A 12,650-nucleotide genomic window follows, 5' to 3' on the forward strand; every position below is an offset into this window, starting at 1 on the left:
CCCGTAGGGGTCCTCGTCGGCTTCGCGTCCGCTGTTCTCCGCCTCCTTCCAGGACAAGCGGAAGCGTCTGGAAACGACCCGGCGCGCGGCGTTCAGCCGCAGGCCGCACGCCAACCGCCGGCCGCGGTGACGTCCACCGCGTCGCGCACCCCGTGCTCCCCGGCCAGGAAACCGGTGACCGATGTGCCGTCGTCCAGCCGTACGGTGCCGAGGCAGAGCGGCGGCGGCACGGTGTCCAGCAGCCGTCCCACCGCCTGGTGCGGCATCTGCCACACCTCCAGCGCAATGCCGGTGGTGGGTCCGTCGCCGGTGAACACCAGTCCCGGCCGGGCCACTCCCGGCCCCGGCAACCGGTACAGCCGGTAGCCCGGCGCGGTCCGTGCCCGGGCGTGCAGCAGCCCGCCCAGCTGCACCAGTTGCGGGTTGAGCGGCATTCCGCTCAGGTGCGCTCCGACGATCGCCACCAGGCTGGTCCCGGCCGCCGGGGAGGATGCGGCGACCGGTTCGCCGCACCACGCCGCGGCCAGGTCCAGCAGGGGCCGGTCGGCGAAGGCGGGCGCCACGAACTGCACTCCGAACGGCAGTCCGTCCGGCCGGGTGCCCGCCGGAACGGCGACCGCGCACAGGTCCAGCAGATTGACGAAGTTCGTGTACGTGCCCAGCCGGCTGTTGACCCCGACCGGGTCGGCGGCGACCTCGGCCAGGGTGGGATGGCCGGGGGTGACCGGCAGCATCAACGCGTCCACGTCCGGCCAGACCGCCTCGGTCCGCCGGCGCAGCCCTGCGAGCTGGTCGAGTCCACGGAACACCTCCGGCCCCGGCACGTCCCGGCCCGGGGTGACGACGGCCCGCACGGTCGGGTCCACACCGGGCGCGGACAGGTACGCACCGAACGCGGCCCACCGTTCGGCCAGCCACGGCCCGCCGTACAGCAGCCGGGCCGTCGCCAGGAACGCCGTCACGTCGACCGGCACGACGTGGGCGGCCACCGTGTCGAGCCGGCGCAGCGCCGCCTCCCACGCAGCCCGGTGCACCGGGTCGAGGTCGAGGTCCCCGTCGGGCACGGCGACCACCCTCATCCGCGCCGCCACCCCGGGGGCGGGGTTCGGCGGCGCAGGCCGCGACCAGGGATCGCCGGGATCCGGCTCGGCGACGACCGCCAGGGCCGCCACGCCTTCGGCAACCGTACGGCTGAAGGTGGTGACGCAGTCCAGCGATCGGCAGGCCGGCAGCAGGCCGCGGGTGGAAATCAGCCCCCGGGTCGGCTTGATCCCGACGATGCCGTTGAACGCGGCGGGCACCCGGCCGGACCCGGCGGTGTCCGTGCCCAGGGCCAGGGGCACCTGCCCGCTGGCCACGGCGACCGCGCTGCCGGAGCTGCTGCCGCCACTGACGTGCTGCGGGCTGTGCACGCTGTGGCAGGCACCGTGCGGGCTGCGAGTACCGACCAGTCCGGTGGCGAATTGGTCCATGTTGGTCTTGCCGACCGGAACGGCACCCGCGTCGACCAGCCGTTGCACCGCGACCGCGGACGTGGCGGCGATCGAGTCGGCCAGTCCGGGACAGGCAGCGGTCGTGGGATGTCCCGCCAGGTCCAGGTTGTCCTTGATGCCGAACCGTACGCCGGTCAACGGCCCGTCCGGGGCGGCGGCCGCGAAGGCCGCCACCTCGTCAGCGGGCAGCTCCGTGATCCATACGGGCTGCCCGCTCGCCGCCGCCGGTGCGGCCCGTCGCGGTTCGGTCGCCGTCATGCGGCACCTCCGGGCGTGCGCCCGGTGCGCTCGGTCATGCCGCACCCACCGGCTGCTGCTGGGCGCGCTCGCCGAACGCATCGGCGCCCGCACGACCGTCCGCCGGGAGCGCCTGGGCGGCCCACCGGTCGCGTTCGGCGGCGAACGCCTCGGCGCGCCGGGCGGTGAACTGCGCCGCGTCCGCGGTGTCGAGCAGGCCCGCCAGCCGCAGTGTCACCGGCCGGGTCGCGAGCCCGGACCGGCCCGCGGCGACATCGGCCCGCAACTCCTCCAGCCGCTGCGGCGTCACGGGGGTAAACCGCAGCACGTCGAACTGCCGCAGCAGCCACGGCGGATCGGTGCTGTCCGGGTCGTGGCGCCACACCGGCACGGTGCGGCCGACCAGCTGGTACCCACCCGGTCCTTCCATGCCGTACACGCACAGGTACACGCCGCCGATGCCGACCGCGTTGGCCGGGGTCCAGGTGCGCGGCGGGTTGTACTTGGTGGTCACCAGCCGGTGCCGCGGGTCCAGCGGCACCGCCACGGGCGCGCCGAGATAGACGTCGCCGAGCCCGACCACCAGGTACGCCGCCGAGCTCACGATGTCGAACACGTCCCCGCGCCGGTCCAGCCCGTTGATGCGCCGGATGAACTCGACGTTGTCGGGGCACCACGGCGCGTCGGGCCGAACCCCGGACTGGTAGCGGGCCATCGCCTCGTGCACCGACGGGTCGTCGAAGGCGATCGGCATGGTGACCTCGCGGGCGGTCAGTTCCACCGTGCGTGGATCGGGCAGTGCGGCCCACGCGGCCGCGACCCGTTCGGCCAGCGCGGGCAACGGCAGCCTCCGCTCGTCGACCGCGAGCAGCAATGAACGGACCCCCTCCACGGCTTCGACGATGCGGTCGTCGCCGGCAAGCGCACCGGCCAGCAGGTGGATGCGCAGGCGCACGGCGAGATCCAAAACGGCCGGGCCCGCCTCCACCAGCGCGTGGTGGTCACCGGCCCGCCGTACGGTCAGCGCCGGTCGGTCCCCGTCGGCGGGTATCTCGGCCAGCGGCGCGGGCCGCCGCCCGTCCCGAACGGTGACCGGCCGCGGCCGGGGCTGCTCCCCCGCGAGCCGGGCCCGGTGGTCCTCGTTGGCCGCGTCGGCGTCCTCGGGTGACACCGGGACCAGCCGGATCCGGTCGCCGGGCCGCGCCTGGGCGAGCTTCCACCGGTCCGCCCGGATCACCACGGCCGCCACCACGAAACCACCGAGGCTGGGCCCGTCCGGCCCGACGATCACCGGAGTGTCCCCCGAGATCATGATCCCGCCGACCGGGTACGCGCTGTCGTGGATGTTGCTGGGGTGCAGTCCCGCGTCGCCGCCGTCGCTGCGTGACCAGCGCGGGCTCGGCCCGGCCAGGCGCACCCCGGTACGGTCGGCGCGGTGGTCGACCCGCCACTGCGCGGCGAACAGCTCGGCGATCCCCGCCTCGGACAGGTGCTCGGGTGCACCGTGCGGGCCGGGCAGCACCCGCAGCTCCCAGTCGCCGGTCAGCTCGGGCAGCAGCACCTCGGACTGCTCCGCCGTGGCCGCGGTTCCCGCGTGCAGGATGTCGTCCTTGGCCAGCGCCCGCCCTTCGTGCCCGCCGAAACCTCCGAGCAGGAACGTGGCGGCGCTGCCGAGGGCCGGGGGCACCGCGAGTCCGCCCCGGACGGCCAGGTAGCTGCGCAGCCCCGGCCCCTTGGCGGGGCCGAGGTCCAGGGCCTGCCCGGCCGCGACCGGTGTCGGGTGGCCGGGCGTCACCGCGATGCCGTCCAGTGTGGCCGCGGTGGCGGCACCGCTCACGCAGATCACCGTGTCGGTGAGGGCGCGCAGCTTCGGTCCGCGCAGCACCGCCTCCAGCCCGGCAGCCCCGGGCGGGTTGCCGACCGCCCGGTTGGCGAGGCCGAAGGACAGGTCGTCCCAGGCGCCCGACGGCGGCACCCCGACCCCCCACAGCCCGGTCCGGCCGGGCAGGTCCTGCACGGTGGTCTGGATGCCCGGCACGAGGATTTCGAACGCGGGCGTCATCGCGCCCACCCCAGCAGCCGTACCGGCGTCGGGTCGTAGCCGTTGCAGGGATTGTTCAGCTGCGGGCAGTTGCTGATCAGCACCAGGATGTCCCGTTCCGCACGCAGTTCGACGTGCTTGCCAGACGCGGAGACGCCGTCCGCGAAGGTGAGTCCGCCGTCGGGGGTGACCGGCACGTTCATGAAGAAGTTGATGTTGTGGGTGAGGTCGCGCTTGTCCAGACCGCGTGTGACCGCGTAGCGCAGGAAGGTTGCGCGGCAGGCGTGCTGGTGGCGGGTGTGTTCGCCGTAGCGGACCACGTTGCTCTCCTTGGCGCAGGCCCCGCCGAGGGTGTCGTGGCGCCCGCAGGTGTCGTCCACGATGGTCGCCAGCGGGTCGTGCCGGACGCTGCGCAGCACCGATCCGGTGGTCAGATAGACCGCTCCCTGAGCGCGGATGGTGTCCACCGCGCTGTACCGGTTGGCCGTGTCGCGCGCGTCGTAGATCAGGGTGTCGACGGCCTGGTTGCCGTGCAGATCGACGATGCGCAGCCGGCCACCGGCCGGGATCTCCCCGATCCAGCCGTCCCCGGCGGCCACGGTCACGTCGAGCAGGCCGGGGGTGTGCACCACGGCGGTCACAGCAGGCTCCTCTCGGCGGCGGCCAGCGCGCGGGCGGACTCGGCACGGAACGTCATGCTGGGGTCGTCGGCGCCGATCGGGCCCGGATCACCGGCGGCGACGTCGGCGCGGACCGGCGCCGGGTCCCAGCGCGGTGCCGGATCCAACGGATGCGGCGCGGTGGCCAGCACCACCAGCAGGTCCTGCTCGGCGCGCAGGCGCACCCAGTCGCCGGTGCCGGCGTGGCCGGGCACGTACGCCAGCGCCGCCCGATCGTCGGATGCGGGCGCCGCCTTGGCGAAGAAGTTCACGCAGGCGTGCAGATCCCGCTCGCCCAGGCCGTGCACGTACAGCTCATCGAGCAGCAGGCTGCGGGCGCTGCGCCGCCAGCCGTTGCGGTCGCGGCCGTAGTCGGAGGTCCCGAAACGGTCCAGGTCGGCGTCGATGCTGTGCCCCGTGATCGCGTCGTGCCAGTCCAGCGAGGAACCGGTGACGGAAGCGAGGGCCCGGCCGAGGTCGGACATGAGCACCATGGGCGGGGTGATCCGGGCGGACATCTGCGCCTTCAGCGTGTCCGGGACGTTCAGCCGCTCCATCGGGTCCGCGGCGGCGAACAGCAGCACGCTGGCCACCGCGTCGGTCCCGCGGGCCTCGAGCCGCAGGATCGACCCGCACCGGAGCGTCAGCGACCAGGCGGCCCCGCCGGGCACGTCATGCCGATATCCCTGGGTCATGAGGCACCACCCTGAATCGCCGCCGCCGCCGCCGCGGCGGGCGGGCGCCGCCGGCGGTGGCGGGCGACATAGGCGACCAGGCCCAGCCCGACGATCACCGCCAGCGCAATCCCCGCGAAGTACCGCAGGTACGCGGGGCCACCGGTCGGGTTGTACACCTCTTCCCGCGGCCACGCCATGTTGACGACCATGAAGGCGCCGAACACCACCGCGGCCAGATTCACCGGCAGACCCCAGCGGCCCAGCCCGAAGTGACCGTCCGGCACGGTCGACGCCCAGCCGCCGCGCATCCGGCGCACCAGCACCGGGACGGTGACCAGCAGGTACGCCAGGTACACCACGACAACCGCGACGCTGGTCAGGGCCGTGAACAGGGCGCCCTGCCCGACGTTGACCAGCAGGATCGCGACGGCCAGCACCCCGATCACCACGGCCGGCAGCAGCGGGGTGCCGGTCCGGCCGTTCACCCGGGCAAGCCGCGTGGAGAACGGCAGCACCCCGTCGCGGGACATCGAGAACATCAGCCGGGTGGCGGCGGTCTGGATGGCCAGCGTGCACACGAACACCGCGATCGCCACGTCGACCAGCAGGGCCCGGCCCAGGCTCGTGCCGAGCTGGCTGGTCACCACGTACGGAAGGCCGCCGGCGATCAGGTTGCCGTCGGTGAGACTGGGCGCGGCCATCAGGCCCGCGATGAGCAGCAGGCCACCACCGATGCCGGACACCACCAGCGCCCGGATGATGGCCCGCGGGGCGGTACGGCGCGGCGCACGCGTTTCCTCGGCGAGCTCACCGGCGCTGTCGAAGCCGTACATGACGTACGCGGCCATCAGCGCCGAGGCGAGGAACGCCATGGCGTAGCCGCTGCCGCCCGCGTGCCCGGTGTCCGTGACCACGGACGGGCCGCGCTCGGCATGCCCGAACAGCAGCGCCACCAGCAGCACCACGCCGGCGATCTCGCAGGCCACGCCGACGCTGTTGACCAGCGACATCACCCGTACCCCGACCGCGTTGATGACCGTGGTCAGCGTGATCAGCGCCGCGCCGAGCAGCACCGCGTTGGTGGCGCCGCTGGTCGACGAGAGCGCCGGGTCCCCGGACACGACCTGGAAGCCCGGCCAGATCGACGGCAGGACGACCTGCAGCGCGATGGCGGCCGCGGCCACGCTGACGACCTGGCCGATCAGCATGAACCAGCCCGCGAACCAGCCGGTGACCCCGTTGGAGAGCCGCCGCGACCACTGGTAGATGCAGCCCGAGATCGGGTACCGCACGGCCAGCTCGGCGAAGACCAGGGCGACCATCAGCTGGCCGGCGAAGACCAGCGGCCAGGTCCAGAAGAAGGCGGGCCCGGCGAAGCCGAACCCGAAAGCGAACAGCTGGAAGACCGTGGTGAGGATCGAGACGAAGGAGAACCCCGAGGCGAACGCCGCGAAGGGACCGAGCTTGCGGTGCAGTTGCTGCTGGTACCCGAATTCGGCGAGCACCGAGCTGTCGATGTCCGCACGATCCGGCGCGACCGTGGGGGTGACGGCGACCATCTGCCGGCCTTTCTGTTGCAGGAAGGCGATGCGCCCCGCCGCACGGCGGGGATTCAAGGCCGCCGCACAGCGGCGGCGGCGGCCGCCCGTTGCGGCGGCCCAGGGGTACGCGGCATCGCCGCGCGGGGCCACGCGGTGATGGGGTGTTGCGAGGGGTCAGCGGTAAAGCATCGGCGACACTCCACGGGACCGGGACCCGCGGCCTGCGGGTCGACCTGGCCTCCCGGGTTTTTGTCCCGCCGTGGAACGGGCCCTCGTCGGCCCGCCTGCCCCTCTCGGTCGCGGACCCGTCGTCGACGGCGGAACCCTAGGGGCGCCCCGCCGTGCGGCGGGTCGTGGTCCACTCCACCGGTCGCCGGTCACCTCGGCGGGTCGCGGTTGTTACAGGCAGGTAAGAAGGGTCTCACCGCACGACCGGGCCGATCCGTCGCCGCTCGGGCAGACATCCGCGCTGCTCAATGCCATTGCTGGTCCCGATCCCCGCGCCCGTCGATCCCGCCGACGCCCACGGCTGGCACACTCGACAGGTGGGCGACGGGAAGCTGCAGAGTCAAAGCCTCGTCGATCTCGCCCTTGACCGGCTCAGCCGCGAGATCCTCAGCGGCCGCATCTATCCTGGCGAGCGCCTGGTCGAGGAGCAGCTGACCCAACGGCTGGGCATCAGCCGCGGACCGCTGCGCGAGGCTCTGCGGCTGCTGGCCCAGCGGGGGCTCGTGGAACACATACCGCGGCGGGGCGCGCGCGTGGCCACCCTGTCCGACGACGACGTCCGTGAGCTCTACGAGATCCGCAACGTCCTCGAACGGCACGCGGCGGCGAGCATCCCCCCGGACGCCGACCTGTCCGCGTTGCAGCAGGCGCTGGACACGATGCGCAAGTCAACGGAGGAGGGCGACCGCCCGGCGATCGCCGACGCGCACCGCAGCTTCCACGTCGAGTTGGTCGCGCTCGGCGGCAATCGTCAGCTCTGCCGGCTGTACGAGTCGGTCCTGGTGCGACTGCAGCTCTACATGGCGGCGAATCTGCGCCGGGAGGCCGAGGTCACCGCGGCGGCCGACGGGTTGCACCGGCATGAGCGCCTGCTCGCCGCGGTCGCCGAGAACGATGTGAACGCCATCATCTCGACGTTGAGCGCGCACGGATCCCGCACCTATCTGCTGTAGATCACGTCAGGACATCCCGGCGATACACACTGTGAAGTCCGTCGAAACAGAACGGTCGACAATCGACGGAATGACGGACGTTACCATCGGCCCGGTCAAGGCCACCCCCTACCTCTGGCCGTACGACGGCACCGTGCCGGTCGAGCGTACCGCCCTGATCTGCATCGACTGGCAGACCGACTTCTGCGGTCCCGGCGGCTACGTCGACGCGATGGGCTACGACATCGCGCTCACCCGAGCGGGCCTGCCCGCCACCGCCAGGCTCCTCGCGCACGCCCGCCGTCTCGGCATGCTCGTCGTGCACACCCGCGAGGGCCACGACCCGGACCTGTCCGATCTGCCCGCGAACAAGCGGTGGCGGTCGGCCCGGATCGGCGCCGAGATCGGCGGTCCCGGCCCGTGCGGGCGGATCCTGGTCCGTGGAGAACCCGGCTGGGAGATCGTGCCCGAGGTCGCGCCTGCGCCGGGTGAGGTGATCGTGGACAAGCCCGGCAAGGGCGCCTTCTACGCCACGAACCTGGACCTCGTACTGCGTACCCGGGGCATCACCCACCTACTGCTGACCGGAATCACCACCGACGTGTGCGTGCACACGACGATGCGCGAGGCCAACGACCGCGGCTACGAATGCCTGATCCTCTCCGACTGCACGGGTGCCACGGATCCGGCGAACCACGCCGCCGCCCTGCACATGGTGACCATGCAGGGCGGCGTCTTCGGAGCCGTCGCCACGAGCGACGACGTCATCGCCGGGACGGAGGCCTGAGATGCCCACCGTCGAGGCGCAGCCGTCGGCCTTCACCTTCACGCCGGACAGTGCGGCGCTGCTCGTCATCGACATGCAGCGGGACTTCCTCGAACCGGGCGGCTTCGGCGAGAGTCTCGGCAACGACGTCACGCAACTGCGCCGGACGATCGCTCCGCTGTCCGCCTTCCTGACCCGATGGCGCGCCGCCGGGCTGCCGGTCATCCACACCCGGGAAGGCCATCTGCCCGACCTGTCCGACTGCCCACCCGCCAAACTCGAACGCGGCGCGCCGAGCAAGCGCATCGGCGACCCCGGGGCGTTCGGTCGCATCCTCATCCGCGGCGAACACGGCCACGACATCATCGACGAACTGCGTCCGGCACCGGGCGAGGCCGTCGTCGACAAGCCCGGAAAGGGCGCGTTCTACGCCACCGGACTTCAGCAACTGCTCGATGAGCTCGGCATCCGCAGCCTGCTCGTGGCGGGCGTGACGACCGAGGTGTGCGTACACACCACGGTCCGCGAGGCCAACGACCGCGGCTACGAATGCCTCGTGCTCGCCGACTGCGTCGGCTCCTACTTCCCCGAATTTCAGCGCGTCGGCCTGGAGATGATCGCCGCTCAGGGCGGCATTTTCGGCTGGGTCGCGGATTCCACGTCGGTCCATCTCTAGGAGCACCATCTCTAGGAGCACACGATGAAACTTCCTTATTGGGTACGCGGCGACACGAACGCATTCTTCGGCTTCGGCATCAACGTTTTGGTCAACGTGCTGACTCTGACCGGCCTGTGCATCGGCGTCGTGCAGATGCCGGCGGGTGACGTCTTCGGGGTGATCCTGCCGGCTCTCGGCATCGCGCTGGTGCTCGGCAACATCTACTACACCTACCTGGCGCGACGGCTGGCCCGCCGGGAGAACCGCACCGACGTCACGGCCATGCCGTACGGGCCGAGCGTCCCGCACATGTTCATCGTCATCTTCGTCATCATGCTGCCCATCTACCTGCGCACGAAGGATCCGATCCAGGCGTGGACGGCCGGCATCGCCTGGGCGTTCATCATCGGCGTGATCGTGCTGATCGGTGCGTTCGTCGGCCCGTACATCCGCAAGTACGCACCCCGGGCGGCGCTGCTGGGGACGCTGGCCGGCATCTCGATCACCTTCATCTCGATGAACCCGGCCGGCCGGATGTGGCAGGCCGCCTGGATCGCCCTGCCCGTCTTCGGCCTGCTGCTGGTCGGCCTGCTCACCGACGTACGGCTGCCGTTCAACCTGCCCATCGGCCTCGTCGCGCTGCTGGTCGGTACCGCGATCGGCTGGCTCGGCGGCGCCATGTCGGTGCCGGACGTCCAGGCCGCCGCCGAGGACATCGCGTTCGCCTTCCCGCACCTGAAGATCGGCCTGCTCGTCGACGGCCTGCGCGACATGGCCCCACTGCTGGCCACGGCGATTCCCCTCGGCGTCTACAACTTCACCGAGGCGATGACCAACGTGGAGAGCGCGGCGAGCGCGGGAGACCGGTACAACCTGCGCAGTGTGCTCCTCGCCGACGGCGGGGGCGCGGTCATCGGCTCGATGCTCGGGTCCCCGTTCCCGCCCGCCGTGTACGTCGGGCACCCGGGCTGGAAGGCGGCGGGTGGCCGTACCGGATACTCCATGGCGACCGGCGTCGTCATCGCGCTGCTCTGCTTCTTCGGGATGTTCGGCCTCCTCGGCACGATCTTCCCCACCGCGGCCATCGTGCCGATCCTGCTCTACATCGGCCTGCTCATCGGCGCACAGGCGTTCCAGGCCACGCCCCGGGCACACGCGGCAGCGGTCGTCGCCGCGCTCATCCCCAACATCGCCGCCTGGGCCACCGGCCTGCTGGACAACGCCCTCGCGGCGGCCGGCACGAGTGCGGCCCAGGTGGGCACCAGCACGCTGGCCGGTGCGGGCGTCGTCTACGACGGCCTCAAGACCCTGGGCGAAGGTGCGATCCTGGCCGGCCTGGTGCTGGGTGCCATCGTCGCCTTCATCATCGACAAACGGTTCTGGCAGGCGGCGATCTTCTCCGGCGCGGGCGCGGTGCTGACCTTCGTCGGGCTCATCCACGCAGAGAAGGTGCAGTGGAACGCCGACGGCCCGGTGACCCTCGGCTATGTGTTCCTGACGGTGGTGTGTGTGCTGTTCGCCCTGGGCCGCCCCACTCCCCGGCAACCGGACGCCGAGGAACTGGCGCTCGAACGCCTGCACGCCGGCGGCAACCAGTTCACCGGAGCGCCCGAGGGCGGCGTACCGGAACCCCGCGAGAAGGCCGCCAGCACTCCCGTCTGAACACCAGCTGAGACCGGTGGTCCGGGATCACCGGACCACCGACCCGCACATCGGAGGCGCCATGCAGGTCAATCAGCCGGCCATCGTGGCAGAGGTCGGCGCGGTCTTCGAGGCCTACGAGGCGGCCCTCGTCGCGGGCGAGGTCGACCGTATCGTCGGCTTCTTCGCCCCGGATGCCGTACGCATCGGCATCGCCGACCGGCAGGTCGGCCTGGCCGAACAGGCGGCCTGGCGGCGCGCGCAACCGCCGCTGCCCCCCGGCCGCCGCCTAAAGGACACGATCATCACCACGTACGGCGCGGACGTCGCCGTGGTGACCACACTGTTCGGCTACCCGGACAACGAGGTCCTCGGCCGCCAGTCGCAGACCTGGGTACGCCTGTCCGAAGGCTGGCGCATCATCACCGCCCACGTCAGTAGTCCCGCGTACGCCTGACGGGCCCGCAGAAATGTCCCGCAATTGTCCAGTGGGGAGTGGCGTCACGTCGACGCCATCGACATCGCCGCCTGGTGAGGCTGACCACCAGCTGATCCGGTCCGCCCATCCCCGGCCTCACCGATGTCCGGTGAGGCCGGGGACGGCCAGTCAGCGAGCTACCGGGCCGCGGTGGTCGGCGCGGAATCGCGGGTGACCCACGCCTTGACCTCGGGGGCCGCGTCCGAACCCGGCTCCACCACGAGTGTGTACGTGCCCGGGCTCTTGAACCGCCACTCCGGGTAGGTCTCGTCGAAGCCCGAGAGCAGCTGCTTTCCGTGATCTGGCGACCGTCCGGGCCCAGCAGACGCGCGACGTTGCGGGCGTCCGGCGTGAGCTGGCAGTGCAGCGTGATCGGGCCGGTGTCCGCGGTGTACGCCAGGGCGAACGTGCCGTTCTGCCCCGGAGCCAGCTTCAGGCTGACCGGATTCCCGCCGACGGTCAGGTCGGTCGTGGCGTCGGCCGGGATGCGGTACAGGCGCAGCGACACGTCGGCCAGGTTGGTGTGGTCCGGGTCGATGACGACGGTGAACCTCCCGGGACCGTCGACCGGGACGGCGCGGCCGCCCCCGTTCTCGTTGGGGCGGATGCACTCCGGCCCGGTGATCGTCTTGCCGGCCGGCGTCGAGGTAGACCGCATCCTCGATGCGGTGGGTGATGAACACGACGGTCTTGCGGGTCTCCTGCCAGATCCGTACGAGCTGCACCTGGAGGCTCTCGCGGGTCTGTGCGTCCAGAGCCGCGAACGGCTCGTCCATCAGCAGCACGTCCGGGTCGTACGCGAGCGCGCGGGCGATCGCGACCCGCTGCTTCATCCCACCCGACAGGGTGTGCGGGTAGTTGTCGGCGAACGCGGACAGGCCGACCAGGGCGAGATGGTCGCGGGCGATCCGGGTGCGTTCCGCGCGTCCGACGCCCTTGGACTGCAGCCCGAACTCGACGTTGCCCAGTGCGGTTCGCCACGGGAAGAGGGCGTACTGCTGGAAGACGATCCCGCGGTCCAGGCCCGGGCCGTCGATGGGACGGCCGTCCAGCAGCAGCTCGCCCTCGGTCGGCCGGTCCAGGCCGCCGATCAGGTTGAGCGCGGTGGACTTCCCGCATCCGCTCGGGCCGACGATGACCGGGAACTCCCCACTACGTACCTGAAGGTCGAAGTCGCGCAGCGCGACGTAGCCGACGGCCGCCTCACCGGCGGCGCCGCGGGCGGGTGTGCCCGCGGCGCCGCCGGGAGCCGGGAAGGTCTTCGCCACCCCTCTGGCGCTGACCTTCACACCGGCGCCT

11 protein-coding genes are annotated in these 12,650 nt (G+C 72.0%); 5 read left to right on the forward strand and 6 right to left on the reverse strand.

Translation table 11 applies throughout. From position 1 onward, the window contains the following. Positions 1-92: 92 nt before the first annotated feature. The 5 genes from atzF to ACMCNO_RS21845 are packed head-to-tail and all read right to left on the reverse strand — an operon-like array spanning position 93 to position 6,666. Positions 93-1,832, reverse strand: coding sequence for an allophanate hydrolase (gene atzF, locus ACMCNO_RS21825; protein ID WP_412751319.1), 1,740 nt, complete (start codon positions 1,830-1,832; stop codon positions 93-95). Further along, on the reverse strand, positions 1,786-3,792 hold the full coding sequence (locus ACMCNO_RS21830) for a 5-oxoprolinase/urea amidolyase family protein (RefSeq protein WP_412751320.1): 2,007 nt from the start codon (positions 3,790-3,792) through the stop codon (positions 1,786-1,788). Before ACMCNO_RS21830 ends, atzF begins: the two co-directional genes overlap by 47 nt. After that, a complete protein-coding gene (locus ACMCNO_RS21835; RefSeq protein WP_412751321.1) occupies positions 3,789-4,412 on the reverse strand; it encodes an urea amidolyase associated protein UAAP2 in 624 nt (207 codons plus the stop codon). The genes ACMCNO_RS21830 and ACMCNO_RS21835 overlap by 4 nt, the downstream gene beginning before the upstream one ends. Continuing rightward, positions 4,409-5,125, reverse strand: a complete 717-nt coding sequence (locus ACMCNO_RS21840; protein ID WP_412751322.1) for an urea amidolyase associated protein UAAP1 — start codon at positions 5,123-5,125, stop codon at positions 4,409-4,411. The genes ACMCNO_RS21835 and ACMCNO_RS21840 overlap by 4 nt, the downstream gene beginning before the upstream one ends. Then, positions 5,122-6,666, reverse strand: coding sequence for an amino acid permease (locus ACMCNO_RS21845; protein WP_412751323.1), 1,545 nt, complete (start codon positions 6,664-6,666; stop codon positions 5,122-5,124). The genes ACMCNO_RS21840 and ACMCNO_RS21845 overlap by 4 nt, the downstream gene beginning before the upstream one ends. 527 nt (positions 6,667-7,193) lie before the next feature. Here ACMCNO_RS21845 and ACMCNO_RS21850 point away from each other — a divergent pair. The 5 genes from ACMCNO_RS21850 (at position 7,194) to ACMCNO_RS21870 (ending at position 11,330) form a co-directional block, all read left to right on the forward strand. After that, positions 7,194-7,829, forward strand: a complete 636-nt coding sequence (locus tag ACMCNO_RS21850) for a GntR family transcriptional regulator (RefSeq protein WP_412751324.1) — start codon at positions 7,194-7,196, stop codon at positions 7,827-7,829. Positions 7,830-7,899: 70 nt separating this feature from the next. Next, positions 7,900-8,595 carry a cysteine hydrolase family protein gene (locus ACMCNO_RS21855; RefSeq protein WP_412751325.1) on the forward strand — a complete coding sequence of 232 codons (696 nt, stop codon included), beginning with the start codon at positions 7,900-7,902 and terminating at the stop codon, positions 8,593-8,595. Between the two features lies 1 nt (position 8,596). Continuing rightward, positions 8,597-9,250, forward strand: a complete 654-nt coding sequence (locus tag ACMCNO_RS21860) for a cysteine hydrolase family protein (protein ID WP_412751326.1) — start codon at positions 8,597-8,599, stop codon at positions 9,248-9,250. 24 nt (positions 9,251-9,274) lie between these two features. Next, on the forward strand, positions 9,275-10,894 hold the full coding sequence (locus ACMCNO_RS21865; protein ID WP_412751327.1) for a regulator: 1,620 nt from the start codon (positions 9,275-9,277) through the stop codon (positions 10,892-10,894). 61 nt (positions 10,895-10,955) lie between these two features. Continuing rightward, positions 10,956-11,330, forward strand: coding sequence for an AtzH-like domain-containing protein (locus ACMCNO_RS21870; RefSeq protein ID WP_412751328.1), 375 nt, complete (start codon positions 10,956-10,958; stop codon positions 11,328-11,330). 158 nt (positions 11,331-11,488) lie between these two features. On the opposite strand, the gene ACMCNO_RS21875 is transcribed toward ACMCNO_RS21870, so the two are convergent. After that, positions 11,489-12,640 carry an ABC transporter ATP-binding protein gene (locus tag ACMCNO_RS21875; RefSeq protein ID WP_412751329.1) on the reverse strand — a complete coding sequence of 384 codons (1,152 nt, stop codon included), beginning with the start codon at positions 12,638-12,640 and terminating at the stop codon, positions 11,489-11,491. Positions 12,641-12,650: the final 10 nt, after the last annotated feature.

Source organism: Krasilnikovia sp. M28-CT-15 (assembly GCF_047159595.1).
Classification (GTDB): Bacteria; Actinomycetota; Actinomycetes; order Mycobacteriales; family Micromonosporaceae; genus Actinoplanes.